Origin of the sequence: Nocardiopsis sp. FR4, assembly GCF_009830945.1 — a bacterium.
Lineage (GTDB): Bacteria > Actinomycetota > Actinomycetes > Streptosporangiales > Streptosporangiaceae > Nocardiopsis.
The window spans coordinates 120,898-147,019 of the sequence record NZ_VWVV01000011.1 but is presented as its reverse complement, the minus strand read 5'-3'; the positions used below and the strand labels follow the sequence as shown (position 1 = coordinate 147,019).

22 protein-coding genes and 3 tRNA genes are annotated in these 26,122 nt (G+C 74.1%); 17 read left to right on the top strand and 8 right to left on the bottom strand.

Going from position 1 to position 26,122, the window contains the following annotated elements:
- Positions 1-192 precede the first annotated feature (192 nt).
- A complete protein-coding gene (locus FYW95_RS12985) occupies positions 193-690 on the top strand; it encodes a GNAT family N-acetyltransferase (protein WP_159942698.1) in 498 nt (165 codons plus the stop codon).
- A gap of 10 nt (positions 691-700) precedes the next feature.
- On the opposite strand, the gene FYW95_RS12980 is transcribed toward FYW95_RS12985, so the two are convergent.
- Entirely contained in the window at positions 701-1,252 is a 552-nt protein-coding gene (locus tag FYW95_RS12980; protein WP_159942699.1) for a TetR/AcrR family transcriptional regulator, read from the bottom strand.
- Positions 1,253-1,352: 100 nt separating this feature from the next.
- On the opposite strand from FYW95_RS12980, the gene FYW95_RS12975 reads away from it, so the two are divergent.
- Positions 1,353-2,960 (top strand): MFS transporter, encoded by a 1,608-nt coding sequence (locus tag FYW95_RS12975; protein ID WP_159942700.1) that lies wholly within the window; start codon positions 1,353-1,355, stop codon positions 2,958-2,960.
- Here FYW95_RS12975 and FYW95_RS12970 read toward each other — a convergent pair.
- Complete coding sequence (locus FYW95_RS12970; RefSeq protein WP_159942701.1) at positions 2,900-4,081, bottom strand: molybdopterin molybdotransferase MoeA; 1,182 nt, start codon at positions 4,079-4,081, stop codon at positions 2,900-2,902. The two genes, FYW95_RS12975 and FYW95_RS12970, sit on opposite strands and share 61 nt — an antisense overlap.
- Before the next feature lie 163 nt (positions 4,082-4,244).
- Between FYW95_RS12970 and FYW95_RS12965 the strand changes: the two genes are divergently transcribed.
- The 3 genes from FYW95_RS12965 (at position 4,245) to FYW95_RS12955 (ending at position 4,523) form a co-directional block, all read left to right on the top strand.
- Positions 4,245-4,317: transfer RNA gene (locus tag FYW95_RS12965), tRNA-Gly, on the top strand.
- 42 nt (positions 4,318-4,359) lie between these two features.
- Positions 4,360-4,430, top strand: a tRNA-Cys gene (locus FYW95_RS12960).
- A gap of 16 nt (positions 4,431-4,446) precedes the next feature.
- Positions 4,447-4,523: transfer RNA gene (locus FYW95_RS12955), tRNA-Val, on the top strand.
- 183 nt (positions 4,524-4,706) lie between these two features.
- Here FYW95_RS12955 and FYW95_RS12950 read toward each other — a convergent pair.
- Positions 4,707-7,448, bottom strand: a complete 2,742-nt coding sequence (locus FYW95_RS12950) for an AfsR/SARP family transcriptional regulator (RefSeq protein ID WP_160050370.1) — start codon at positions 7,446-7,448, stop codon at positions 4,707-4,709.
- Between the two features lie 109 nt (positions 7,449-7,557).
- Between FYW95_RS12950 and FYW95_RS12945 the strand changes: the two genes are divergently transcribed.
- On the top strand, positions 7,558-9,159 hold the full coding sequence (locus FYW95_RS12945; RefSeq protein WP_159942703.1) for an MFS transporter: 1,602 nt from the start codon (positions 7,558-7,560) through the stop codon (positions 9,157-9,159).
- Between the two features lie 202 nt (positions 9,160-9,361).
- On the opposite strand, the gene FYW95_RS12940 is transcribed toward FYW95_RS12945, so the two are convergent.
- Positions 9,362-11,032 carry a DEAD/DEAH box helicase gene (locus FYW95_RS12940; RefSeq protein WP_159942704.1) on the bottom strand — a complete coding sequence of 557 codons (1,671 nt, stop codon included), beginning with the start codon at positions 11,030-11,032 and terminating at the stop codon, positions 9,362-9,364.
- 356 nt (positions 11,033-11,388) lie between these two features.
- Between FYW95_RS12940 and FYW95_RS12935 the strand changes: the two genes are divergently transcribed.
- A complete protein-coding gene (locus tag FYW95_RS12935) occupies positions 11,389-11,592 on the top strand; it encodes a cold-shock protein (protein WP_159942705.1) in 204 nt (67 codons plus the stop codon).
- Positions 11,593-11,883: 291 nt separating this feature from the next.
- Positions 11,884-12,942, top strand: coding sequence for a CPBP family intramembrane glutamic endopeptidase (locus FYW95_RS12930; RefSeq protein ID WP_159942706.1), 1,059 nt, complete (start codon positions 11,884-11,886; stop codon positions 12,940-12,942).
- Positions 12,943-13,132: 190 nt separating this feature from the next.
- Here the strand turns inward: FYW95_RS12930 and FYW95_RS12925 are convergent, their stop codons facing one another.
- Positions 13,133-13,624: a MarR family winged helix-turn-helix transcriptional regulator gene (locus FYW95_RS12925; protein ID WP_159942707.1), complete on the bottom strand. Its 492-nt coding sequence runs from the start codon at positions 13,622-13,624 to the stop codon at positions 13,133-13,135.
- A gap of 124 nt (positions 13,625-13,748) precedes the next feature.
- Here FYW95_RS12925 and FYW95_RS12920 point away from each other — a divergent pair, with 124 nt between their 5' ends.
- Positions 13,749-14,849 carry an alkene reductase gene (locus FYW95_RS12920; RefSeq protein WP_159942708.1) on the top strand — a complete coding sequence of 367 codons (1,101 nt, stop codon included), beginning with the start codon at positions 13,749-13,751 and terminating at the stop codon, positions 14,847-14,849.
- A gap of 156 nt (positions 14,850-15,005) precedes the next feature.
- Here the strand turns inward: FYW95_RS12920 and FYW95_RS12915 are convergent, their stop codons facing one another.
- The gene (locus FYW95_RS12915) at positions 15,006-15,479 is read right to left on the bottom strand and encodes a hypothetical protein (protein ID WP_159942709.1); all 474 of its coding nucleotides are present in this window, start codon (positions 15,477-15,479) and stop codon (positions 15,006-15,008) included.
- Positions 15,480-15,741: 262 nt separating this feature from the next.
- On the opposite strand from FYW95_RS12915, the gene FYW95_RS12910 reads away from it, so the two are divergent.
- Complete coding sequence (locus tag FYW95_RS12910; RefSeq protein ID WP_159942710.1) at positions 15,742-17,007, top strand: PucR family transcriptional regulator; 1,266 nt, start codon at positions 15,742-15,744, stop codon at positions 17,005-17,007.
- A gap of 84 nt (positions 17,008-17,091) precedes the next feature.
- On the opposite strand, the gene FYW95_RS12905 is transcribed toward FYW95_RS12910, so the two are convergent.
- A complete protein-coding gene (locus FYW95_RS12905) occupies positions 17,092-18,057 on the bottom strand; it encodes an LLM class F420-dependent oxidoreductase (protein ID WP_159942711.1) in 966 nt (321 codons plus the stop codon).
- A gap of 265 nt (positions 18,058-18,322) precedes the next feature.
- Here FYW95_RS12905 and FYW95_RS12900 point away from each other — a divergent pair, with 265 nt between their 5' ends.
- The 4 genes from FYW95_RS12900 (at position 18,323) to FYW95_RS12885 (ending at position 21,674) form a co-directional block, all read left to right on the top strand.
- Positions 18,323-18,853: a YbhB/YbcL family Raf kinase inhibitor-like protein gene (locus FYW95_RS12900; RefSeq protein WP_159942712.1), complete on the top strand. Its 531-nt coding sequence runs from the start codon at positions 18,323-18,325 to the stop codon at positions 18,851-18,853.
- Positions 18,854-19,099: 246 nt separating this feature from the next.
- Positions 19,100-20,146 (top strand): ATP-grasp domain-containing protein, encoded by a 1,047-nt coding sequence (locus tag FYW95_RS12895; RefSeq protein ID WP_159942713.1) that lies wholly within the window; start codon positions 19,100-19,102, stop codon positions 20,144-20,146.
- The gene (locus tag FYW95_RS12890) at positions 20,143-20,943 is read left to right on the top strand and encodes a 3'(2'),5'-bisphosphate nucleotidase CysQ family protein (RefSeq protein WP_159942714.1); all 801 of its coding nucleotides are present in this window, start codon (positions 20,143-20,145) and stop codon (positions 20,941-20,943) included. The genes FYW95_RS12895 and FYW95_RS12890 overlap by 4 nt, the downstream gene beginning before the upstream one ends.
- Before the next feature lie 179 nt (positions 20,944-21,122).
- Positions 21,123-21,674, top strand: coding sequence for a DUF1707 SHOCT-like domain-containing protein (locus FYW95_RS12885; protein WP_160050369.1), 552 nt, complete (start codon positions 21,123-21,125; stop codon positions 21,672-21,674).
- 92 nt (positions 21,675-21,766) lie between these two features.
- Here FYW95_RS12885 and FYW95_RS12880 read toward each other — a convergent pair whose 3' ends face one another.
- On the bottom strand, positions 21,767-22,261 hold the full coding sequence (locus tag FYW95_RS12880; RefSeq protein WP_159942716.1) for a DUF3145 domain-containing protein: 495 nt from the start codon (positions 22,259-22,261) through the stop codon (positions 21,767-21,769).
- A 479-nt stretch (positions 22,262-22,740) separates the two neighbouring features.
- Here FYW95_RS12880 and FYW95_RS12875 point away from each other — a divergent pair, with 479 nt between their 5' ends.
- The 3 genes from FYW95_RS12875 (at position 22,741) to FYW95_RS12865 (ending at position 26,109) form a co-directional block, all read left to right on the top strand.
- A complete protein-coding gene (locus tag FYW95_RS12875) occupies positions 22,741-23,316 on the top strand; it encodes an RNA polymerase sigma factor (protein WP_236567798.1) in 576 nt (191 codons plus the stop codon).
- Positions 23,313-23,747 carry a hypothetical protein gene (locus FYW95_RS12870; RefSeq protein ID WP_159942717.1) on the top strand — a complete coding sequence of 145 codons (435 nt, stop codon included), beginning with the start codon at positions 23,313-23,315 and terminating at the stop codon, positions 23,745-23,747. Before FYW95_RS12875 ends, FYW95_RS12870 begins: the two co-directional genes overlap by 4 nt.
- Positions 23,748-23,982: 235 nt before the next feature.
- Positions 23,983-26,109 carry a CHAT domain-containing protein gene (locus FYW95_RS12865; RefSeq protein ID WP_159942718.1) on the top strand — a complete coding sequence of 709 codons (2,127 nt, stop codon included), beginning with the start codon at positions 23,983-23,985 and terminating at the stop codon, positions 26,107-26,109.
- The last annotated feature ends 13 nt before the right edge of the window (positions 26,110-26,122 follow it).

Here is a 26,122-nt window from a genome sequence, read left to right as displayed (position 1 = left end):
GGGCCCTGCTGCGGCAACGAAGTTACCGGGAAGTAAACCATGATCCGGAAGGCGTGAACAGCACCGCGCGGTCACCTTCGCCGGGGACAGGGGACCACCTCCCTCGGGGAGCGGGAAACCGGATGCCGGACGGACCGCCGACCGACTAACGTGCGTCTGTCTCGTTTCTTCCCCGACCAGTGAGGCGGACACATGAGGCTGCGCCAGGGCGGACCGGCGGACGCGCCCGCGCTGCTGGAGACCTTCGACGCCACCGTGGCGTGGCTGGCCGCGCACGGGCGCTCCGGCCAGTGGGGCGACCGGCCCTGGTCCCGGGACCCGGCCCGGGTCGCCCTGGTCGAGGACCTGGCCGCCGAGGGGCTGTGGGTGGCCGAGTCCGGCGACGGCGCGGCCGGCTTCCTCAATCTGAGCGCCCGGGCTCCCGCCCACGTTCCGCCGGCGGCCGAACCCGAGCTCTACGTCCGCCTGCTGCTGGTCCCGCGCGGGCACGCCGGGCGGAACACGGGCGGCAGGATGCTCGCCTTCGCCCGCAGGCGGGCGCGCGAGCACGGTGCCGGGCTCGTGCGCGTGGACTGCTGGGTGGGCGGTGACGGGGCCCTCGTACGCTACTACGAGGGCCGGGGCTTTACCCCGGTCCAGCGCTTCACCGCGGGCGGCGGGGAGTACCAGCTCTTCGAGCTGCGGGTCTGAGGCCGCCGGATCAGCGCTCGCGGCGCACCCGGTCCGCCGCCTCGGTCAGGCGGTCGATCATCCGCCGGGTCAGATCCGGGTCGGGCTGGGCCAGTCCGGCGACCGCCGACATGTACAGTCCGTCGCCCGCGCGCAGGATGATCTCGGCCAGCACCGGGTCGGTGAGCTCGGCGTGCAGGAGCTCGCCCCAGCGGCTGAAGAGGTACCGGATCCGGTCGGCGGCCTCCTCGGGCATGTCCTCCTGGCCGCGCAGGCCCGCGATGACCGCCCAGTACAGCTCGCGCTCCTCGGGGCTGCCCGGCAGCGAGGTGCGCAGGAAGACGCGGACCACGCCCTCCTCCCCCTCCACGGCCTCGCGGAACTGCTCCTCGGCCAGCGAGGTCAGGCGTTCGATGAGACCGTTGAGCATGGCCGCCTTGGACGGGAAGTGGTACAGCAGACCCCCCTTGGACACCGAGGCGTCGCGCGCCACGGCCTCCAGGGTCACCCCGGAATAACCCTCGCTGACGAGAATGTCCTGAAGGGCGTCGAGGATGCGGTCTCGGGTGTTCGACGTGTTCACGATTGACACTGTACCGTCCGGACGGTTGAAGAGTCCCGGCGTGTCCCCCGGTCGACCGCGCTTCCCGATCCGCACCACCCATCACACGTAACGAGGAAAGATGAGTTCCGCCAAGGCCGGAAACGGCACCACCCTCGCGGGCCCCCGCGAGTGGGCCGCCCTGGCCGTCCTGGTCCTGCCCGTCATCCTGATCTCGGTCGACTCGACCGTGCTGGGCTTCGCCGTACCCGCGCTGAGCGAGCAGCTGCGGCCCACCTCGGGCCAGTTGCTGTGGATCGTCGACGTCTACGGCTTCGTCCTGGCCGGGCTGCTGGTCACCATGGGATCCCTCGGCGACCGCATCGGCCGGCGCCGCCTGCTCATGGTCGGCTCGGCCGCCTTCGGCGCGGCCTCGCTGCTGGCCGCGTTCGCGCCCACGGCCGAGGTCCTGGTCGCGGCCCGCGCCCTGCTGGGCCTGGCGGGGGCCTCGCTGATGCCCTCCACCCTGTCCCTGCTGCGCAACATCTTCCTGGACCCCCGCCAGCGGCTGCTCGCCATCGCCCTGTGGGGCTCGGGCTTCTCGGGCGGCGCCGCGCTGGGGCCCATCCTGGGCGGCTGGCTGCTGGAGCACTTCTTCTGGGGCTCGGTCTTCCTCATCAACCTGCCGGTGATGGCGCTGCTCCTGGTGCTGCTCCCCCTTCTCGTCCGTGAGTCGCGCAACCCCGAACCGGGGCGCCTGGACCCGCTCAGCGTGGTGCTGTCGATGGCGGCGATGCTGCCCGCCGTCTACGGGATCAAGAAGCTGGCCACCGAGGGGCCGAGCCCCGCGCCCCTCGCGGCCCTGGCCGCCGGCCTGGCCCTGGGCTACCTGTTCGTGCGCCGCCAGCGGCGGCTCGACCACCCGCTCATCGACGTGGGCATGTTCGGCCACCGGGTGTTCAGCGTGGCTGTGGCCACCAACCTGCTGATCGTGTTCTCGCTGGTCTCGTCGCTGTTCTTCCTCACCCAGTACCTCCAGCTGGTGCTGGACGTCTCACCCATGCGGGCAGGCCTCGTGCTGGTCCCGGGCCTGGTGCTGTCGGTGCTGGCGGGCCTGGTGGCGGTACGGCTGTCCCGCCGTCTGAGCCTGGCCTCGGTGGTCGGCGGCGCCCTGCTGGTGACCGCGGCGGGCTTCGCGGTGCTGGTGTCCGCGCCCCAGGAGGGCGCGGCCTCCGGCGTCGCGCTGGTCGCGGTGGGCTTCGCGCTGATCGCCGCCGGGGCCGGGTACGCCGAGACGCTGACCAACGGCGCGATCATGGCGGCGGCCCCGCCGCAGCGCGCCGGCGCGGCCTCGGCGATCTCCGAGACCGCCTACGAACTCGGAGCGGCACTGGGCGTGGCGGTCCTGGGCAGCGTCCTGGCCGCCTCCTACCGGGCGAACCTGACCGCCGTGGACGGGGTTCCCGACACCGCCGTGGCCGCCTCCCGCGAGACGCTGGGCGGTGCGGCCAACGCCGCCGCCGAACTCGGCGGCGCGCAGGGCGGCGCGCTCATGGAGGCCGCGCGGGCGGCGTTCACCGACGGCATGCACCTGACCAGCGCGATCGCCGCGGGCATCGTGCTCTACGCCGCGGTACAGGTCTGGGCGCTGCTGCGCGGCCGGGGCAACCCCGCCGTGGAACCCGCCGCTCAGGGAACGCGGACCAGCTCCACCTCGGAGCCGTCCCAGCCGGGGGGCACCACCGCGTAGGCGTCGGCCAGGGCGGCCCCGCGCAGGCTGCCCGGCCGGTCGTGGCCGACCGCCCGGGCGTGTGGGCCCTCCACCCTCACGGGCACCAGTCTGGTGTCGCGCGGATGGGCGGACACCTCCCCCTCCGGCACCGCCGGGGGCAGCCCCGACCCCGGGTCCGCCCGCCCGGTCATGGCCGCGAGCAGCGGCACCAGCAGGGTCACCGCGGCGACCAGGGCGGCGCCCGGATTGCCGGGCAGGCCCACGAACACGGTGCGGTCGGTGCGGGCCAGCAGCTGCGGGTGCCCCGGGCGGCAGGCGACCCCGTCCACCTCCACCGCGGCGCCGAGTTCGGCCAGAACGGGGCGCAGGTGGTCGGCCGGCCCCCGGGAGGAGGAGCCGCACACCGCGACCACGTCGGCGTCGGCCCCGGCCACCGCCTCGAACAGGGGGCGGCGCTCGTCGCCCATGTGCCGCAGCGCCTCCACCCGTCCGCCCGCGCGCTCGACGACGCCCGGCAGCATGGGGCCGATGGCGTCGCGCACGCTGCCGTCTCCGGGCAGGCCCGAGGTGGCCACCTCGTCCCCGGTGACGATCACCAGGACCCGGGGGCGCAGCACCGGCAGGCTCTCGTGGCCCAGGCTCGCGGCCAGGCCCAGCGCCGCGGGGCCCAGCACCGACCCGCGGGGGAGAACGGTCTCGCCCGGGGCGGTCTCCTCCCCCGCCCAGCGCACGTGGCGGCCCGCCTCGGCGGGCCCCTCCACGGTTCCGTCCCGGGTCAGCGCCAGCTCGTAGGGGAGGACGCACTCGGCGCCCTTGGGCACCCGCGCCCCGGTGGCGATCTCCACGGCCTCGCCCGGGCGCAGGCTCACCAGCGCCGGGGCGGCCCCCGCCAGCTGGGTGCCGACCAGGCGCCAGGGCCCCGGGCCCGCCACCGCGAAGCCGTCCATGGCCGAGGCGTCGAAGGCGGGCAGCCCCACCAGGGCCTGCACGTCGGCGCCCAGGACACCGCCCAGGGCCTGCGCCAGGGGCAGGTCGCGCACGGGGGGAACCCTCCGCGCGCCCAGGAGCCGGGCGGCCTCGCGCGCCCGCGGCCACGACTGGTGGCCCTCGCCCCGGCAGGTGTCACCGCTCCGGCTCATAGCGCCTTCCCTTCGTCGCGCCCGCGTCCCATTGTCCACCCGGGTTCCGCGACGCGGACGTCGAGCCCCCGTCCCTCCTCCGTCGATTTGCCGTCTGCGGACTTTCCGCTAGAGTTCTTACCAGCAGCACGGCGGGGCCCACGGGCCGCACGCCAGGCAGCAAGCGGACGTGGCTCAGCTGGTAGAGCATCACCTTGCCAAGGTGAGGGTCGCGGGTTCGAATCCCGTCGTCCGCTCGGAGGAGACGCGAGGCGCCCCCGGCGCCTCTCGTGTAACTCGGTGGAGTGGCCGAGAGGCGAGGCAGCGGCCTGCAAAGCCGTCTACACGGGTTCGAATCCCGTCTCCACCTCCCCACAGCGTCACGCGGGCGGTTAGCTCAGTTGGTTAGAGCGCTACCTTGACACGGTAGAGGTCACAGGTTCGAATCCTGTATCGCCCACCACATCACTTCCAGGCCAGGGCTTCGGCTCTGGCCTGAGGTGTTTTCCGGAGGCCCTCGGATCGGGGGAGACACGGAAGGCCGGCCCCGGAGCGGGTGCTGGAGCGGAACCTCCGACAGAGACGCCCGGCGACCCACCGCGGTGGTCGGCCCCCTTGCGGAGGCGTCGGCGCGGAAGGTGCGTGACTAGGCGGCGTTGGGCCCTCCGCCCCCGGGGAAGGCGCCCGTCCGGTGCTCGGTGCGGCTCTCCCCTGGGACGTGATCCGCTTGCCCTAGCCAGGCGTCAGCTCGGACCACCCCGGAGGCGTAGGAGCGCTCCACGGCGACTCGGCGCGCCCGCTCGTGGAAGTAGCGCGCGCGGGAGCTCTCACCGCGCGCGGACGCGAGGCGACCGAGGCGGAACAGCGTCTCGATGACGTCGACCCACAGGCCCAGCTCCTCGGCGGCCCGAAGATCCTCCTCCAGCAGGCCGGTGACGTCGAGGTGGTCAAGGCCGGTCTCAGCGGCCCTGGCCAGTGACGCGTGCGCCCGCAGCCGCCCCCACCGATCCCCGAGGCCGGTGAAGACCACCGCGCTGCGCCGGGCGTCGGCACGCGAGGCGAACACGTCACCGTCATCAAGGCGGTGCCCGGCACGTTCCGCCAGGGCGGCGGCCTCCACCCAGAGGTCGCCGACTTCCCGGGCGCCAGCCAGTGCCTCCTCAACGAGGGCGCGCCCGCCCTTCTGATCGCCGTTGTGGTAGAGGTTCGTCCCCGCGAACCAGAGCAGCCGGGATGACTCCTCCTCCGCGGTGGCGTCCTTGCGGTGCCAGCGGCCTTCGAAGGCCGCCAACCAGCCCTCGGCGGCGCACCGCGCGGACGTCGACCCACCGGGGAGCCGCAGCGCGGTTTCGAACGAGCGCTGTGCCTCAGCCACCCGGTTGCGCAGCCGCCAGTACCACGCCAGCGCGTTGACCAGGCGCAGCGCCGTGTCGGCCTCCTCCACGCGCACCGCCAACTCCAGCGCGTGGCGCAGGTTGACCGTCTCGGCGTCCAACCGTTCCAGGGCCTCGCGCTGCCGGGCGCCCCGCAGAAGCGGATCCGCGCGCTCGGCCTCCCGGACGTGGAAGGCCACGAACCTACGGCGCACGTCCTCCAGTTCACCGGCGTCCGCCAACCGTTCGACGCAGTACGCCGCGACTGACTCCAACAACCGGTACCGCGTCCCTTCACGCACCACGAGCGACCGGTCGACCAGGCGGGAGAGCACGTCAAGGACCTCGTGCCCTCCGGCGCAGACGGCCCGTGCCCCATCGATCGCGCACCCGTCCCTGTACACCGCCAATCGGCGCAGGATCCTGCGCTCTTCGTCGACCAGGAGGTTCCAGCTCCAGTCGATCATCGCCCGCAGCGTCTGTTGTCGGGCGGGCCGGCCACGGGCTGGACCGGTCGGCAGCGCGAAACGGTCCTCCAGACCGGCGGCGAGCTGCTCGGGGGTGAGCGCACGCAACCGGGCCGCGACGAGTTCGATGGCGAGGGGGATGCCGTCCAGGCGGCGGCAGACGGCGGCGACGGCAGGGGCGTTCTCCGCGGTCAGCGTGAATCCCGGGGACGCGGCCCGGGCCCGCTCGACGAAGAGTCGTACCGCGCCGGAGGAGGCGATCATCTCCTCCGGATCGCGGACACGCTCAGGGAGAGTGAGCGGCGCCAGCGGAAAGACGGTCTCCCCGGGGACGTTGAGCGCCTCCTGGGTGGTCACCACGACGCGTACCCCGTCGGCGGCCAGCAGAGCCACGGCCAGGTCGGCGACCTGCGCCACCACGTGCTCGCAGTTGTCCAGGACGACGAGCGTCCGCCGATCCTCCATGGCCCCGCGGAGCCACTCCACCAGGTCGAACGTGGAGTCCGCGGCCCCCTCGCACAGGCCCAGTGTCTCGATGACGCGCTCGGCGAGGTCGGCGGTCGTCGCCCCGCAGCCCATTCCGGCCAGTTCCACGATCCACGCGCCGTCGGGGAAGTCCTTGACCAGCGACCGGGTGACGGCGATCGCCAGGCGGGTCTTGCCCACACCGCCGGGACCGGTCAGGGTCACCAGGCGGTCTCCGTGGGGGGCGCAGAGCACCTCGCGCACGTACGCGCTCTCGGGCCCACGGCCGATGAGCGCCGTCGGCGGGCTGGGCAGGTTGCTCCGCGGACGGTCGGCGACTCGCGGAAGCACGGTTGACTCCGGTTCCTGGCGCAGGATCGAGGTGTACAACCCACTGACCGCCGGATCGGGGTCGACCCCCATCTGGTCCCGGAGCCGGGTGCTCAGATCGTGGAAGGTCCGCAGGGCCTCCCCCTGCCGTCCGGCCCGAAAGAGCGCCAGCATGTACAGGCCGTGCAGCCGCTCCCGCAGGGGGTGCTCCTCGGCCAACTCCCGTAGCCCGGCGACCGCCCGGGCCCCGTCGCCGATCTCGATGCGGGTCTCGGCCAGGCGCTCTGCCGCCTCGACCCTCAACTCCTCCAGGCGCAAAGCCTGGATGCGAGCGAACGCCGCGTCGGCGAAGTCCGCGAAGGCCGGCCCGCGCCACAGGCCCAGCGCTTCGGAAAGCAACCGCTCCCGGGCGCCGGGGGCGTCGGTCCGGTCTGCCTCCTCGACGTCCCGCTGGAATCTGTCCGCGTCGAGTTCACCATCCTCGACGCGGAGCCGGTAACCGGCCGGGGAGCGCAGGACACGGTCGGCCCCCAGGGCTTTCCGGAGCTGGGAGACCTTGGTCTGCAGGGTGTTCAGGGGTCGACCGGGCGGGCGTCCCTCCCACAGGTCCTCGATGAGCTGGTCGGCGGAGACGGACCGGCCGTGGTGCGCCAGCAGATTGGCCAGAACCGCCCGGACCTTCGTTTCGGTGATCGCGACCTGGCCGCCGCTGGAGTCCCACACGGCCAGCGGGCCGAGCACCCCAAAACGCATGCGCCCAGCATACAAGTCAGCCCCCCAGAGCCCCGTGCGCGCTACGTGCGCACGCCGTGCGCGTCGTTTCCGATGCTGGGTCCGTTCCGACGACGAAAGGAGCCGTGACATGACGCGCCCGAGCATTGGCAGGGCCGGCCCGGCCGAGTGGGCGGGCCTGGCCGTCCTCGCCCTGCCGACCGTTCTCCTGGGGCTGGACCTGACCGTTCTGCACCTGGCCTTGCCCTCGCTAGCTGTGGATCTGCGCCCCAGCGGTACCCAGGAACTGTGGATCGTGGACGCCTACGGCTTCCTGATCGCCGGATTCCTCATCACCATGGGAACGCTCGGGGACCGGATCGGCCGCCGCCGCCTCCTGATGATCGGTGGCGTCGCCTTCGTCGCCGCGTCGCTCGCGGCAGCCTACGCGCCCACGCCCGAGGTGCTCATCGCCGCCCGTGCCGCGCTGGGAGCGGCCGGTGCCACCCTCATGCCCTCCACGCTGGCTCTGATCAGCAACATGTTCCGCGACGCCCGCCAGCGCGCCTTGGCGATCGGCCTGTGGGCCACGTTCTTCGCCGGCGGCATGGCTGCCGGGCCGCTGGTCGGTGGCGTGCTCCTCCAGTACTTCTGGTGGGGTGCGGCCTTCTTGCTGGCCGTCCCGGTGATCGGCCTGATGCTCGTACTGGCCCCGGTCCTGCTGCCCGAGTACCGCGCTCCACGGAGCGGCCGGTTCGACCTGCTCAGCGTGTTCCTCTCACTACTGGCCGTCCTGCCGGTCGTCTACGCGGTCAAGGAGTTCGCCAAGCAGGAGCCCAGCGGGGGCGTACTCACCGCCGTCGTGGTCGGCGCGGTCTTCTCCGTCCTCTTCGTCCGCCGGCAGCTCAGCCTCAAGAGCCCGTTGCTCGACGTGACCCTCTTCGGGAACCGCGCCTTCAGCGTCGCCCTGGGAATGATGCTCGTCGGTCTGGTGGGCGTCGGCGGAACCATGTTCCTGACCACGCAGTACCTACAGCTGGTCGAGGGGCTCTCCCCCCTGGCCGCGGGCCTGTGGTACGGCCCGCCCGCGCTGATGATGATGCTCTCGGCGATCGTGGCGCCGCTCCTGGCCCGGTGGGTGCGCCCGGGATACGTGGTGGCGGGGGTGCTGGCGCTGTCCTCCGTGGGCTACGCGCTGATGGGTCTGGTGGGGCCGTCCGGCGGACTGTTCCCGGTGGTCGGGGCCTTCTCCCTGGTGTACCTGGGCCTTGGCGCGATCGCGGCGCTGGGCACTGACCTGGTGGTCGGCGCCGCGCCGCCTGAGAAGGCCGGTTCGGCCTCGGCCATGTCGGAGACGGTCCAGGAACTCGGCCTGGCAGCCGGCATCGCTTTGGTGGGAAGCCTGTCCGCCGCTGTCTACAGCAGCAGGATGAACGCGGAGGCCCTCGCGGGCCTCCCGGCGGATACGGCCCAGACCGTGGGGAACAGCCTGTCCGGAGCCGCCTCGGTCGCGGGGGAGATTCCCGAACCAGTGTTCGAGCGGGCCCAGGAGGCGTTCATCGCGGGCCTGAACACGGCGGGTTGGACGGGCGCCGTGGCCGTCCTCGCCCTGGCCGCGGCGACCGCGGTGATGCTCCGGCACATCGGTGCCGAGGACGTCGGCAGCCCTGACGGCGGTACCGGGGAGGACCAGTCCGGCCTCGGCTGCACCGCCGAGGGCGCGGGCCGCCCCGCCAACGACTCCGCACCATGAGGACCGGGGCCCTCCTCCCGGGCGGGGGGAGAGCGGTGGGAGCCGCCGCACTCCCCCGCCACCGCGCCCGAGAGGCCGAAGGCGGGCCGCTTCGCCCGGGGTGCCGCGTGACCGCAGGCCCCGGACCCGTCGCCCGCAACGGACGGACCCGGCCCGGCGGCGGAAGGCGCGGTCCTCCCCCCCGGAGCGCTCCGCCGACGGGTCACCGCGCGTCCCGGCGGACCACCATCTTCCTCCCCTTGATGGTGCTGCCGCGCAGGGCGGTGATCACCTCGTCGGCCGCGGACTCGGGTACCTCCACCAGCGAGAAGCGGTCGGCGATCTCGATCGCCCCGATATCGCGTCCGCTGAGGCCCGATTCGCCGGCGATCGCGCCGACCAGGTCCTGGGGCCGGATGCGGGCGCTGCGTCCGGCGCCGACGAAGAGACGCGTCATCCCGCCCGACGGGGTGCGGCCGCGCCCTCCCCCCCGCCGGGCGGCGTCGCCGCGGCCCCGCTGCTCCCGCCCCGGCCTGACGGCGACCTCCGGGATCTCCTCCTCGTCGGCCGCGGGCCCGCAGGCCTCATGCGCCAGTTTCACCGCGGCGAGCGCCACGTCCATGACGTCGAACTCGTCGGCGAGCTCCTCGACCACGACGCGGAAGCGCTCCAGTTCGTCCTCCAGGAGGCTTTCACGCAGTGCCGCGCGCGTCAGCTCCAGACGCCGGGCCCGCATGTCGGCGATGGTCGGCACCTTCTCGACCGGGATCCGGCTCCCGGTCGCCCGGCTGATGGTCTTGAGCATCCGGTGCTCGCGCGGTTCCAGCAGGGTGATGGCCACACCCTCACGGCCGGCCCGTCCGATCCGGCCGATCCGGTGCACGTAGGTGTCCGAGGCGGAGGGCACGTTGTAGTTGACCACGTGGGTGAGCTGCTCGACGTCGAGTCCGCGGGCGGCGACGTCGGTCGCGATGAGCAGGTCGGCCGTCCCGCTCCGCAGGCGTCCCATCACGCGGTCGCGCTGCTCCTGGCTCATACCGCCGTGCAGTGCCTCGGCGCGGTAGCCCCGGCCGTTCAGCGTCTCCGTGAGTACGTCGACCTCGTCGCGCGTCCGGCAGAAGACGATCGCGGCCGTCGGCGCCTCCGCGTCCAGTACACGCCCGAGCGCCGCCGGCTTGTGCGCCCGCGGGACCATGTAGGCGCTCTGCCGCACCAACGGTGTCTCACCCGGCGTGGCCGTCTCCCGCTTGACCTGGGTCCGGATCGGGTCACGCAGGTGGCGCCGGGCGATTCCGTTGATGCGCTGCGGCATCGTCGCGGAGAAGAGGACCGTCTGGCGCTCCGGCGGCGTCTCCTGGAGGATGGCCTCGATGTCCTCGGCGAAGCCCATGTCGAGCATCTCGTCCGCCTCGTCGAGGACGACCGTCTCCAACCCGTCCAGGGAGAGCGTGGCGCGGCTCAGGTGGTCGAGCGCACGCCCGGGTGTGGCGACCACCACGTCGGCTCCGCGTTCGAGGGCCCTGATCTGCCGTCCGATCGGCTGTCCGCCGTAGACCGGGAGGACACGCGCTCCCAGGACCCGGCCGTAGCGGTGGATCGCCTCCGAGACCTGGATGGCCAGCTCGCGTGTCGGTACGAGCACCAGCGCCGACGGTTCCGGCCCCCTCCCCTCCCGGGGCAGCCGCTGTAGCAGGGGAAGCGCGAACGCGGCGGTCTTGCCCGTGCCCGTCGCTGCCTGTCCGAGCAGGTCGTGCCCTTCCAGGAGGGGTGGGATGGCCTCCCGCTGGATCGGCGTGGGCTCCTCGTAGCCGAGGCCGGCGAGCGCGTCCAGGATCTCCGGCCTCAGCGGCAGATCGGAGAAACCCGTCGTGTCGTCGGTCGTGTTCTGGGTCATGGCAGAGCTCCTCGCGTCGGACGGTTCCCGGGGTCCACACTGGCAGGTCATCCCACCCGCGGGGACACCACCACTCCTGACTACCCGGCTCCTCACCCCCGCCCGCCGCCGCGGACGGGCGGCGCGCGTCGCGGTACCGCCCCTCGATCCGGGGCCGCCGGGGGAATACCTCGCGGCGGACGTTGTTGTAGCAGGGGATCGTGGTTTTCTGTGTATGTGTTTGACCTTAGTGTTTGACGCTCGCGGGAGTCGACGCGGGCGGCTGTCCAGCCAGGAATGGTGGGGCGCGCCGCAACTCGAGTGCGATCGCGGGCCCGTACCTCGGGTCCATCCCACCAACCTGCCAGGAGGCAGTCATGACTCAGGGAACCGTGAAGTGGTTCAACGGCGACAAGGGCTTCGGCTTCATCAGCCAGGATGAGGGCGGCCCCGACGTCTTCGTGCACTACAGCAACATCGAGGGCAGCGGTTTCCGCAACCTCGAGGAGAACCAGCGTGTGGAGTTCTCGGTCACGCAGGGCCCGAAGGGCCCGCAGGCCGAGGAGGTCCGCCCGCTGTAGCACCCCCGGAGTGCCGGGACGGAGCTGAGAGGCCCGTCCCCAACACCCGAGCCGCCCCCGCCGTCGAAGGCGGAGGGCGGCTTTTCGCGTGCCACGCGCGGCGGGGGCGGGTTCCCCGGACCCGGGTGGACACGGGCCGGCAGCCGCCCGTCTTCTCCTCAGTTCCCCGAACCCCGCCCCACGGGGGCGCTCCAGGTATGACACCTGTCATTCCCGGCGGGTGAGGATCGCGGAGGAAACCCGTGTTACCCGGCACTCCTGGGCGACCACGCTCCTCGTTAGCGTGAAGGTATGAACGCCCACGAAGACAGTCCCCCGCCGACACCGACCCCGCAGCCGGCCCACGGACCGTTCTCCGCGGATCCGCGTTCGGGCGCGGTGGGGACACCGCCCACGGGCGCAGCGCCCTCCCCGCGCCGCCGCGGCCCCAGGCCGGTCCCGCCGGGTGTGCCCTACCACCGCGTCCTCACCGACGAGAAGCGCCGGGTCTGGCGCGGCGTCGCCGCCCTGGCCCTCCTGGTGGGCGGGCTGCTCCTCTTCAGCACCGTCCTCACCCTTCTCGCGGTCCTCGCCGACACCCTGCTCGGCCGGACCGACCCGCTGTCGGACGGGTTCGAGCTCACACCCCTGGTCCACGCGGCGAACCTGTTCTCGCTCGCCCTGCTCATCCCGTGGAGCATGCTCGTCCAACGGTGGCTCTACGGGATCCGGGGCGCCTCACTGCACTCGGTCCGCTCGCTCCTGCGCCCCGAGGTGGTCGGTCGGACGCTCATGGTCATCGTCCCCGTCTGGGCGGTCTACCTGACCGTCTTCTCCGCCCTGTCCCCCCTCCCGGAGGCCCCCTGGCGGACCGCCGACCTGCTGTGGATGTTCGCCATCACCACCGTGCTGGCGCCCCTGCAGTCGGCCGGCGAGGAGTACGGGCTGCGCGGGCTCGCCTTCCGGGTCGCCGCGAGCTGGGGGCGCGGGCCGCGCACGGCCCTGGTCATCGGGGTCCTCGTCTCGAGCCTGCTGTTCACCGCGCTCCACCTCGCGCTCGACCCGTGGCTCAACCTCTACTACCTCACGTTCGGTGTCACCCTGGCCCTCATCACCTGGCGCACCGGCGGCCTGGAGACCGCGATCGTGATCCACGCGGCGAACAACACACTCGCGTTCCTCATCGCCCTCATCCTGCGCTCCGACCAGGTCACCTGGTTCGACCGGTCCACGGGCGTCGGATCAGCGCTCATGCTCGTCCCCTGCGCGCTCCTCGTCGCGGTCACGGCCGTGGTGTGGTGGCGCACGCGGGAGTCGGGGCCGGCCCTGACCCCCGCGGACCCGCGGTCCGCCCGGCCCCGGCAGCCGTAGCTGCCCGCGGCGGCGTCCTCCGGAGGGACGGGGGAGGTACAGCCCCGGGTGTCGTGCCCTGAGAGGCGGGGAACGCGGACGGCGCAGGCGATCGCGGCCGGGGAGCGGGTGTGGCGGTACGGCTCCGGCGGCGTCCCGGTCGGCGCGAGGGCGGCGTGCACGGTTCCCGGCCGGCCCGGGCCGACGGTCATCAGCGCATGCCCCGGCGGGCCTCCTCCGCGGCCGTCAGGTTGCGTTCGAGTTCGCCCAGCGCCTCCAGCACCTCTCCCCGCCGGCCCCCGTCCATCTCCGCGACCGTCATCCGCTCCAGCTCCGCCCAGATGCGCTCGACGGACTCCCGCAGCCCCATGCTCGCCGGGGTCGCCTCGACGATCGTCACCCGTCCGTCCGTGGGGCTGGGTGAACGGCGCACGAACCCGGCGCGCTCCAGGCGCCGCACGGAACGGGTGACGGTCGGCGCGTCGGCGTCGAGAACGGCGGCCAGGTCGGCCTGCCTCTGCGGCCCCTCGTCCCAGAGCCGCATCATCAGCAGCTCCTGCCCCGGGTACAGGCCCACCTCGCGCAGCAGCTGTCCGGCGAGGAGCTTGTGGAGACGCGCCACCCGGAAGACCACGTGGCTCACGGGCCCCACTCCGGCCACCCGGCCCGTTCCGGCCGAGCCGGAGTCGTTCGTCGTACTCACCGCTTCAGTCTAGGACCACCATCACACTTGCCCGGGCAACTTTTTCATCGTCGGAGCTTGCGACGACTGCGACGACAGGACATAGTGAGCTTAGTTGTCCGAGCAATCTTTCAAGGAGACACCCGTGCGAGCAGCCTTCACGCCCGGCCGGATCGGTCGGCAGGAGCTCAGGAACCGGATCGTCATGGCCCCGATGACCCGCAGCCGGGCCCACGGGCCGGACCTGGCTCCCGGCGAGATGACGGCGACCTACTACGCGCAGCGCGCCAGCGCCGGGCTGATCATCACCGAGGGCATCCAGCCCAGCGCCGTCGGGCAGGGCTACCCCGACACTCCGGGCCTGCACAGCGACGCCCAGGTCGCCGGATGGCGCCGGGTCACGGACGCGGTGCACGCCGAGGGCGGGGTGATCTACGCCCAGCTGATGCACACCGGCCGTATCGGCCACCCGAGCAACTACCGCACCCCCCAGCAGCCCGTCGGCCCGTCCGCGGTCCGGGCCAGGGGCCAGATCTTCACACACGAGGGCCCGCGGGACTTCGTCGTGCCGAGGGAGCTCAGCGCGCCGGAGATCGAGCAGACGGTCCGCGACTTCGCCGACGCGGCCCGCAACGCCGTCGCCGCGGGTTTCGACGGGGTCGAGCTCCACGGAGCGAACGGCTACCTCATCCACCAGTTCCTCTCCGGCAACGCCAACCGGCGGACGGACGGCTGGGGGGGTTCCCCCCGCAACAGGGCCCGCCTCGCCCTGGAGGTCACCGCGGCCGTCACCGAGGCGATCGGCGGTGACCGCACCGCCATGCGCCTCTCGCCGGCGAACCCGCTCAACGACATCGAGGAGGAGGACCTCACCGAGACCTACCACCACCTGGTCGAGGAGCTGAACGGCTTCGGACTCTCCTACCTGCACCTCCTGGAGACCGGGGCGCCCGAGCTCACACCGGAACTGCGCCGGGCGTGGAAGGGCGTGATGGTGCTCAACCCCGCCACCCCCGGCTCCCGGACCGGCCCCGAGCACCTCTCCCTGGTCGACGAGGGGGCCACGGACCTGCTCTCGTTCGGCCGGCTCTTCATCTCCAACCCCGACCTGCCCGAACGGCTGGCCACCGGCGCCGACCTGGTCGAACCCGACATGTCCCGGGCCTACGGCGGCGACGGGCGCGGGTACACCGACTACCCCGCGCTGGCCGGCGGCGCGGCCCCTTCCCGGACCGCGTCCGCGTAACCGGCGCGCGGACGGTGGCGGGGTCCGAGGCCTTCGTCGACGGCGTCGCCGACCCGGTTTCCGCGCGTGCCCGGCCACGCGCGCGGCTCCCCGCGCACCCCCACCACGGGCCCGCGCGCCCTGGGCACGGGGGGAGGGCCCGGGGCCGGGAGGCCGTCAGGCGCCGCCCAGGGCGATGCCCGGCAGGCGGGTGGCCACCCACTGGTCGTCGGAGTCCCGGCGCACCTCCAGGGGGCCGTGGTCCTCGCCCGGGTAGACCAGGGTGACCGTGGCGATGGGGGTGTCGCCCTCCAGATCGGACCCCATGGTGGCCTCGCCGACCTCGATGCCCTCCCCGCCCTGGAGGGAGTCGGCGTAGCCGGGGAAGGCGGTGGCACAGTCCTCCTCCCCCCGGGCCTCGGCGAGGACCTGCCGCGCGGCCTCGTCCATCAGCGCGCAGCCCGCCTCGCCGTCCGCGGCCTGGAGGGAGGCCACGAAACCCTCGGCCGCGCGCACCGCCTCGGCCTCCGGGGCCCCCTCCACCGCCGTGTCGGCTCCGGTCGCCTCCTCGGACGGCTCCCCCTCCCCGGAGCAGGCGGTGGCGGCCAGCAGCAGGGCCAGGGGCAGGCTGAACAGCGGGGAGTATCGCATGGAAGGTACCTCTCGGGGGGCGGAAGGGCGTCCTACCCGCACATTGTTACCGCACCGACCCGCCCGGTGACCAGCGGTGCGCGCGCGTCCCCGCCACGAGGCGGTCCGACCGGCCGGATCCGCCCGCACGGTAGGGCTTGTCCGCGCGTCCGGGCTCTGGTGGTATGGGAGCCCGGTCCGGCCCCGTTCGGACCTCCTGGCGCACAGAGCACGCGCGGGCGTGCCACGGGCGGCTCCGCCGCGCGTCCGCGCCGGAGGTGACATGACGTATCCACTGCGCGAGAGCCCCGGAACGGACCCGTTCGGGCGCATCCCCCCGGAACTGGGCGCACGGCTGCGCGCGCTGGTGCCGCCGCTGGTGGAGGAGGCCCTGGTCGACATCCGGCGCCGGGCCGAGGCCCGCTCCCGTCCGCTGGAACCCGCCGAGGCCGAGGAGCTGCGCCGGGTGGTCGGCGCGGGGGTGCACGCGTTCCTGGACCGGGTCGAGGGCGGCGGCCGCTCCCCCGACCACGTGGACGCGCTGGCCGCCGGGTTCCGGGAGTTCGGCGCGGACGAGGCCAGGAACGGCCGCACCCTGGAGTGCCTGCACACGGGGATGCGCACCGCGGCGGCCGCGGCCTGGCGGCGGCTGGCCGGGGCCGACACGCTCACCCGGGACCACATGGCGGTGCTGGGCGAGGCGATCTTCGCCTTCCAGGAGGAGGTCTCGACCGCCGCCGCCGAGGGGCACGCGCGGGTGCGGGGCGCGGGGGTGGAAGCTCTGCGCCGCCGCCGGACGAGGCTGCTGGAGGTGCTGCTGGCCGAGGCGGGCACGGAACAGGAGGCGCGGGCGGTGCCCTCCCTGGCACGGGCGGCCCGCTGGCGGGTGCCCGAGCGGGTGGCCGTGGCACTGCTGTACCGGGGGCCGTCGGCCGGGCGGGGAGCGGGGGCCGCGGGCGGAAGGCCCCTCGCGCTGCCGCCGGACGTGCTGGTGGGGCTGGACCGCGCGGAGCCGTGCGCCCTGGTGCCCGACCCCGAGGGGCCGGGACGGCTGCGGGCGCTGGAGCGCTCGCTGCGCGGTTCGGGCGCGGTGCTGGGGCCGAGCGTGGCCCTGGACCGGGCGCCGGTGTCCCTGGCCCGGGCCCGCGCCCTGGCGGAGCTGGTGCGCTCGGGTGCTGTGCCGGGCGGGGGCGTGGTCCGGTGGGAGGACCATCTGGCCGCGTTGCTGCTGTCGCGCGACAGGGAGCTGGTCACGGAGATGGCGCGGTCCCGTCTGGCCCCGATGGCGCACCTGCGCGCCCCGCAGTGGGAGCGGATGGCCGACACGCTGCTGGCCTGGCTGGAGTCGGGGCTCAACGCCAACGAGGCGGCGGAGCGGCTCCGCGTCCACCCGCAGACCGTGCGCTACCGGATGCGCCAGTTGGAGGAGCTGTTCGGCGCGCGGCTGCGCGACCCCGGTGAACGGTTCGAACTGGAACTGGTCCTGCGCGCGCGGCGCGTGGTGGGCCCTCTGGAGGAGGGCGGAGCGGAACGGGCACCGCGTCTTTGAAACCGGGCGCTCCCCGTCCGCCGGGCCCGCCCGGCGCGGGGCGGGCCCGGCGGACGGGCCGGAGCGATCACCGGGTCGAGGCGGTCACCCCTCGGGGGCCAGGGCCCGGACCACGGCGGCCGGGTCCCGGTCCGGCGGCCCGATCGGGGCGATCACCGGGGTGGTCACGCCGTTGGCCGTGTAGGCGCGGATGCGTTCGCGGCACTGCTCGGCGGGTCCGTGCACGATGAGGTCGTCCACCACCGCGTCCGGGATCGCGGCCAGGGCTCCCCTGCGGTCGCCCTCCTCCCACGCCTTCCACATCGGGGCCAGCTCCTCGCGGCCCAGCCATTCGTGGAAGGCCCGGTAGACGGGGACGTTGAGGTAGGCGCAGATGGCCCGGCGGCCGATGCCGCGGGCGGTCTCGGGGTCGGTGTCGGGGATGGCGAAGACGCGCGCGACGATCTCCTTGTCCTCACCGTACCGGCGCACGTACGGGGCCACCGTGCGCACGTCCCCGGCCGAGAGCCAGTTGATGACGGCGCCGTCGCCCTCGCGCCCGGCGAGCTTGAGCATGCCCGGGCGCAGTGCCGCGACCAGCAGCGGCGGCACCCGGTCGGGGACGGCTCCGAGCGTGAAGCCCCGCACGCTGAAGGTGTCGTAGTCAGCCTTGACCTTCTCCCCGGCCAGGGCGGCCCGCAGGAAGCGCAGGGTGTCGCGCACCTTCTTGAAGGGCTCCTCGAAGGGGATGGAGTTCCACCGCTCCACGATCACGTTGGAGGAGGTGCCGATGCCCAGGGCGAAGCGGCCCGGGGCGGCGGCGGCCATGGTGGCGGCGCTCATCGCCAGGGTCGCCGGACCGCGCGTGTAGGCGGGCACGATGGCGGTGCCCAGGCGCAGCCGGGGCGCCCACACGCTCGCCAGGGCGAGCGGGGTGAAGGCGTCGGTGGCGCTGGCCTCGGCCGACCAGGCGTCGGTGTACCCCAGGTCGGGCATCGCTTCGATGATCGCCCTCTGTTCGGGGAGCGGGACGCCCTCCAGCGGGATGGTGATGCCCCAGCGAGTGGTCATGGCGACTCCCTGTCGGTGTCGGGACCGAATCCGGTTCTTGTTTCGTGGTGGCAGCACCGTACCGCCCGGTCGGTCTGTTGTCCCAGAGCGGCTCCCCCTTGCTCCGCCCCTCCCGCTCTTTCGACGACACGGCGCCCACGCCACGACACGCCCGCACGCGGGGGCGTATGTTCGTAGGGCCCGCAGCCGGAGCAGCCGCTCCCCGCGGCACCCGGCTCCGACCGGGCGGCACGAGCGCACACAGACGAACGAAGGAGGCCCCTCCGTGGCCACGCCACCCTCCCCCTACGAGTTCCTGCCCCAGGTCGCGTCCTTCGCCGTGACGAGCGACGACGTGTCCGACGGGAAGCCCCTGCCACGGGCCCAGGTCAGCGGGATCATGGGCGCCGGAGGTGAGGACGTCTCGCCGCACCTGTCCTGGAGCGGTTTCCCCGAGGGGACGCGCAGCTTCGCCGTCACCTGCTTCGACCCGGACGCGCCCACCGCCAGCGGCTTCTGGCACTGGGCGGTGGCCAACATCCCCGCCGAGGTCACCGAGCTGGCGTCGGGCGCCGGGAGCGGTTCCGGGCTGCCGGAGCCGGCCGTGACCCTGCGCAACGACGCGGGCTCCCACGGCTACGTCGGCGCCGCGCCGCCCTCCGGGCACGGCCCGCACCGCTACTTCTTCGTGGTGCACGCGGTGGACGTGCCGAGCCTGGACCTGGACGCGTCGGCGTCCCCGGCCTTCCTCGGGTTCAACCTGTTCTCACACGCCATCGGCCGCGCGATGGTCACCCCCGTCTACGAGCAGCCGTAGCCGGACCCCGCCCCCGGCGCCCGACCTCTCCCGGGGCCGGCATCCCCTCGGGGGGCGGGGAGCCGCCTCCCGGGGGGCGGGAGGTACACGCGCGAACCGCCCTCCCGGTTCACCCGGCAACCGAATTCGGCCATTTCCGGGCCAACCGGCAGTACCGCGGTCTAGGCTCGGTAGGCATCCGGTCCGAGGACCAGGCCTGGGAGGGTTCGAACGGTGCCACAGCAGCCTGCGGGGAAACCAACCGTCGTGGTGACGACAGCCGGATCGGCGCCCACTCCGGGCACCATCCTCAACCTGCGTGAACAGGGGTTCCGCGTGGTGGCCACCGACGTGGACCCCACCGCCCCCGGCCTGTACCTGGCCGACCGCGGGCACCTGGTGCCGCCGGGGGACAGCGAGGCCTTCCTGCCCCGTATGCGGGCCCTGTGCGCCGAGGAGGGCGCCGCCGCCGTCATCCCCCTGGTGGACGAGGAACTGGTCCGCGTGGGCGAACTCGCCAAGGACGGGGTGGCGGTCCTGCTGCCCCGGCTGGACTTCGTCTCCACGTGCCTGGACAAGTACGTGCTCATGCGGGAGCTGGAGGACGCCGGGATCGGTGTCCCGCGCACCTGGCTGGCCTCGGAGTGGCCCAGCGACGCGGCGGACTCCGCCAGCGGGGGCCTCATCGTCAAACCGCGCAGCGGGCGGGGCAGTCGCGGTGTGGTGGTGATCGACTCGGTCCGCGACATGGCCCGCGTGGTGTCCGAGGGCGGCTACGCCGCCGACGAGCTGATCGTGCAGGAGCGGGTTCCCGGCCCCGAGTACACGGTCTCGGTCGTGGTGTGGCGCGACGGCGAGGTGCAGGCCGTGGTGCCCAAGGAGGTCATCCTCAAGCAGGGGGTCACCAAGTACGCGGTGACCCGGCGCCACCCGGAGGTGGACCGCGTGTGCCGGGCGGTGCAGACCGCCCTGCGCGCGGACGGGCCGTTCAACGTGCAGCTGTGCCTGGACGACCGGGGCCGGCCGCGGGTGTTCGAGATCAATCCGCGCTTCTCCTCCACCGCCTCGCTGACCGCCGCGGCCGGGGTCGACGAGATCACCGGCCTCCTGCGGCAGGCCGTCGCCGAGGGCCCCCGTCTGACCGACGACTGGCGCGAGGGCGTGGCGATGGTGCGCCGCTGGACCGACGACTTCCTCGACGAGGAGGAGTTCGCCGCGCACGGCATCTCCCCCGCGCCCGCGGGCGACCCGGAGCCGCCCCGGCGGCTGGCCTCGGGCGGCGAGGCCACCGTGGCGCCGGTGCGTGCCCGGTGAGCGGCCCGTCCGCCGGTACGCACCGTCTGTCCCAGGCCGTGGCCGCGGCCGTCGTCGAGGTCGGCGCCCTGCTCCGCCGGTGGCGCTCGGACCCCTCGGCCCTGAGCGGAGAGTGGGAGGGCAGCCAGTTCAAGGCACGGGCCGACGCCATGGCCCACCGGGCGCTGTCGGAGCGCCTGACCGCGATCGACGGGCGGATCCCCGTGGTCAGCGAGGAGGACCCGGCGTCCCTGAGCCGGGACAGGCCGCCCCGGTACTGGTTGATCGACCCCATCGACGGCACCGCCAGCTACGCGCACGGGTTTCCCGGATACGTCACCCAGGCGGCGCTGGTGGCCGGTGGCCGGCCGGAGGTCGCCGCGGTGTTCGCCCCCGAGCCCCAGACCCTGTACACGGCCGTACGCGGCCGGGGCGCCCGCCGCGACGGGGCCCCGCTGCCGCCCCTCGGGGACGCTCCCCCCGGCCGGGGCGTACTCACCGACAACACCCCCGAACCGCGGGGGATCGCCCTCCGGGTGCGGAACCGGTTCGGCTACCGCGAGTACCTGGAGAGCGGAAGCATCTCCCTGAAGCTGTGCCTGGTGGCCGACGGCTCGGCACACCTGTTCGTCAAGGACGTTCCGGTGCGCGACTGGGACGTGGCCGCGCCCGCCCTGGTCCTGGAGGAGGCGGGCGGGCTGGTCACCCGGCTGGACGGAACGCCGTTCGGCTACCACGGCCCCTACGAGCACACCGGGCTGGTCGGCGCCGCCGACCCGGACACCTGCCGGGCGGTCGCCCGCTGGCTGTCCGGCTGACCTCCGGAGGGCTCGCACGGTGGGCCGGGAAGGGCCCGTACGGCACACCCGGGAGGGGTCCGCGGGCCGCGCCGGGAGGGACCGCGCGACCCGGCGGGCCGACTTTCCCGCGTGTCCCTTTTGCACTCCGGGCACGGCGCGTATCGTGTGGTCACGACTCGCGCCTTTGGGGGTGGGAAGTGGGGGACGAACGTCTGCCGCCGCACCGGATGCGTGCCTCGGACGCAGAACGCGACCTGACCGTGGACCGCCTCACCACCGCGTTCGTCGAGGGCCGCCTGGACCACGGGGAGTACGACCGCCGGGTGGACCTGGCCCTGGGCGCCGTGTTCTGGGGCGAACTGCGCGCGCTGACCAGGGATCTGCCCTACCCCCCGCTCCCCCTGCGCGGAACCGGCGCGGAACCGGGGGATCCGCGCGCCGGGGTGCCCCGGCCCGGCCCCGAGCGCGTTCCCCGCTCCCCCTCCGCAGGACCGGGCTCCCCCTCCGAAGGACCGAGCTCCCGCCCGGACGGGCCCCGTGAGGTGTCCGTGCTCTCCGTGCCCTGGCGGGAGTGGGGTGAGGAGTGGCGCTGGTGGCTGGGCGTGGCGGTGATCCTCACCGGGGTGTGGGGTGTGGTCAGCCTGATGGACGGCGAACTCGTGCCCTACTGGCCGCTGGTACCCCTGGGGATCTGGGCCGCGGTCCTGCTCGCCTCGGCCATCTGGCCCAGCGATGGGGAACCGCCGTGACGGAACGGGGCCCACCGCCGGGGTCCGGGGCGGTGCCCTGTCGGGCTAGCCCGTCGCGGGTGCGCCACGAACCGGCCGCAGGGCCGCGCGCATCAGCCCACCGCGTGGAGCCAGCGCACCGGGGCCCCGTCACCCGCGTAGCGGAAGGGCTCCAGTTCCTCGTCCCAGGCACGCCCGGTGAGGCGGTCGATCTCGGCGGCCAGATCGGTGCCGTTGGCCGCGGCCTGCTCCACGGCCAGGCGCAGACGGCCCTCGGGCACCAGGACCTCGCCGGCGGCGCTGGTGAGCGCGGTGAACATGCCGAGGGACGGCGTGTAGCTGTAGCGCATACCGTCGCAGCCGGGCGACCCCTCCTCGGTCACCTCGAAGCGCAGGCGCTGCCACGCGTTCAGCGCCGAGGCCACCGCGCCCGCGGTGCCCGGCTTCCCCTGCCAGTTGAGCTCGGCGCGGTGGTTGCCAGGTGCCGCCGGTTGGGCGACCCAGTCGAGTTTCACGGGTACTCCAACAACGCCCGCGACCGCCCACTCGACGTGTGGGCACAGCGCCGCGGGCGCGGAGTGGACGTACAAGACGCCACGTGCGGACACCGAACCTCCTGATACGAACGAGTGCGCTTCCCCGACGCCCTCGTACCACGAGAAGGTTGCATACCCGCCTGAATGCTTTCGCCCCATTGTGCCCCAAGGGCACCCTGAGAACCAGCGCTCACACTGCTCTTTTCCAGCGTTCCCGCTGCGGCCAGAGGCCCCGGAGACTAGCGTGGACCCCGGCGAGCGGGAGTCCGATCATAGTGGGGGCGGGTGTGCCAGACCAGTCACACGAGGGCATCCATGGCGCTGGAACACCTCCTCAAACCGTACTTTCGACCTTTTCTGAGGAGGAAGCGCCCCCACCCTCGCCGGTTTCGGCCACATCCGGCCGCGACACGGGCAGCTCCGATTCTCCCGACGGCTCCGGGGAGGCATCCGCCGGTCCGCAGGAGGCGCCCCACGCCCCCGGGGAGGGACCCGACAAGCCGCAGGAGGCACCCGAGGACCCGTCGGAGGCGCCCGGGAACCCGCCGGAGGTGTCCGGACGGAACGGGCCGGCCCCGCTCCCTCCGGCCCCGGACGACTCCCCCGGCGACGCCGAACTCGTACGGCGGGCCTGCCTGGGAGAGCGCCGCGCCTGGGAGGCGATCGTGGACCGCCACCTGCCCGTGGTGAACGCCATCGCCCGCTCCTACCGCCTGTCCGCCCCGGACCGGGAGGACGCCGTGCAGACGGTGTGGCTGACCCTCAACCAGCACCTGCCCCGCCTGCGCTCCCCCGCGAGCCTCCGCGGCTGGCTGCGCCGGGTCACCCGCGACGTCTGCGCGCGCCAGCGCCGCCAGAGCGAGCGTCTGCGCCCCGTCGACCCCGGCCGCCTGGAGTCCTCGGGCCAGGTGCCCGGCCCCGAGTCGGAGTACCTGCACAAGGAGCGGCACGAGGAGCTGCACCGGGCGATCGGGCGGCTCGTCGACCCGGGCGAGCGCAGGGCGGCACTGCGCTACCTGGACGAGGAGGCCGGCACCGGCGAGGACCGGACGGACCCGGGGGAAGCCGCGAACTCGCGGCGCCGCATGATCCGCAGACTCCGCCGCATCCTGGAGGAACCCACGTGACGGACCGGAGCGACCGCCTTCCCCCCTGGGCACTGGACGGACGGTCCGCCGCCCTGGCCGCCTTCGACCGGGGCGACGACGGCGCCGCGGTGGCCGAGCTGGCCGCCGAGACGGCTCCGGGGGCCGAGGCGCACCGCTGTGCGGACGGGGAGGCGCACGGAACGGTGGTGAGCAGCCTGCGTTTCGAGCACGAGGGCGTGACCGTGTACCTCCAGGTCCAGGCCAGGGGACGGCTGCGCGCGGTGTCGGGCCTGGCCTGCGGGGAGTACGACCACGCGGTCCTGAACGTGCGCCGCCCGGGATCGGTCCGGAGCCTGCGGGTGGGTGAGGACGGGACGTTCTCCCTGTCCGACCTGCCCCCGGGACCCATCAGCCTCTCCCTGAGCGGGGTCGCTCCCACGACCGTGGTCACCGGCTGGTTCACCATCTGACCGCCTCCCCACCCGGCGCACCCCTCCGGCGGACACGTCACTGCCGTGACAGAACAGGACACTCCGAACCCGGATTGACGGCAGGCACGAACACACTCCTGGTCGTGCCGTTCAGCCGACTTGCCCCGGTTCGCCCCATCGATTGCCCGCGAATCGGCTCCGACCACTCCCCTCAGCCCCCGAAGCGCTGCTATTCCTGGGACCGGCACTCCCCCTCCGCGAAAGGCGCCCGCCCGTGTCCCTGCGCGCGCAGCCGGACTCCCCCGTCCCGGTCCGCCACCGCCCCCACCAGATCGGCCGCACCGCACCGGACCCGGGCAGATCCCTGCTCGCCCAGGTCACCCGGGGTGTGCTGCTGGCACAGGACGGCAGGTTCGAGCAGACCGTCACCCTGCTCACCGACGCCCGTCGGCGCCTGCGCGGCCATCCGCTGGCCGAGTCGGCTCCGGTGGTGCCGGGCCTCCTGCTCAACCTGGGGCTGGCGCGGACGCTGTGCGGACACTTCGAGCAGGCCGAGGAACACCTGTGGGAGGCGCGTTTCCTGGCCAGGGAGCGCGGTCTGCCGCTCATGGACCTGGTGGTCCAGCAGAACCTGGGCTGTCTGAGCCTGTACCGGGGGGACACCTCCGCGGCCATCGCCACCTTCCACGGACTGGCCGGGCGTCTGCCCCCGGACCGCCTGGGAGCCCTGCACACGGACCTGGCCGAGGCGCTGCTGGCCGAGGGGCTGCTGGAGGAGGCGGCACAGGCCTTGGCGGACGGCCCCTGGACAGAGGGCCTCCCCTCGTCGGTAAGCGCCCTGCTGGTCGAGGCCAAACTGTGGCTGCTGCGGGGCGGCCGGCGCCGTACCGTGGAACTCACCCGCCGCGTCCGCTCCATCGTCGGCGCGCACTCCCCCTGGTACCGGCTGGCCGCCCACCTGGAGGGCGTCGCCCTGTACGCGGAGCGCGACCGCGCACACCTCCCCGTCGCCCGGGCGCGCGAGGCCCTGGCCGTCCGCAGGCCGATCGCCACACCGCACACGCGCTGGCGGGCCGCAGCGCACCGGGCGCTGGACGCGCTCGACGCGCTGCGGGGCACCGTGCCCCCGCCGCCGGGCCCCTGGCTCGCGGAGGCGTGCGAGGACCCGCACGTGGTCCGGGCCGGGCTGGAGAGCGCCCTGCGCGCCGGGGACCCGGCGAAGGCCCTGGACTGGGCCGAGCTGTCCCGGTCCTGGGCGGTACCCCACGTGCCCGGCCCCCGGGTGCGCACGCCGTCGACGGTCCGCCTCGCGGAGCGCTACCGACGGGCCCTCAGTCCGAACGCCGTGGGCCAGGGCGCCCTTGCGCAGGAACCGACGGGTACCGCTCTCGCGCAGCGGCTGGAGTCCGCCCGCTGGCAGGCCCACCACGAGAGCCGGTCGGCGCGGCGGACCGGAACGCCCTCGGCCCCCGGCCCCGTGGCGGACGCGCTGCTGGAGCGCCTCGGCGGCCGGGCCTTCCTCCGGTACACGCACGCCGGGGGGCGGGCGGTGGCGCTCGTGGCCGTGGCCGGGCGGGTGCACTCCCGCGCGCTGGGACCGCTGCCCCGTGTGGCGCGGACCCTGGCGCGGTTCGTCCATTCCCTGCGGCTACCCGGGTGCGCGCCCGACGCCCACGCCCGCGAGGCGGCGCGGGAGGCCAGCCGCACCCTGGTCGGCCCCCTGACGCCCCTGGTCGGAGACCGGTCGCTGGTGGTGGCGGGCGACTCCTACCTGGGCGACCCGCCCTGGGGCATGCTCCCCGACCTGCGGGGGCGTCCGCTGCACCTGGTGCCCACGGCGCGGTTCTGGCTGGAGCGGGCCTCGCGTCCCGCGCCCGCCCTCCCCGGACGGGTGCTGCTGGTGGCGGCGCACCAACCGCCCGGAGCCCTGCGGGAGGTGACCGCCCTGGCCGGGCTGTACCCCCGGGCACGCGTGCTCACCGGGCGCCGGGCGGGGCATCGGGAAGTCCTGGCCGCCCTGGGGGAGGCCGACCTGGTCCATCTGGCCGGGCACGGGCACGTTCCCGACCGCTCACCCGCCCTCTCCTCGGTCGCGCTGCACGACGGCCCCGTGCTCGCCTGCGACCTGGCCGCGCCGCCCCGGGTACCGGAGACGGTGGTCCTGTCCACCTGCTGGAGCGGTCAGGGCTTCGCGGGAGGGACCGGGGATCCGCTCGGGTTCGTCGGTTCGCTCCTCGCGGCGGGAGGCCGCGCGGTGGTGGCCAGCCCCGTTCCCGTGCCCGACGACGGGACGGGAACGGCGATGCACCGCTTCCACCGCGCGCTCGCGGAGGGGGCGGCCCTGCCCGAGGCGGTGGCCGTTCACCTCGGGGGGCTCGGCTTCTGCTGCTTCGGCGGCTGAGGCGCTTCCGGCC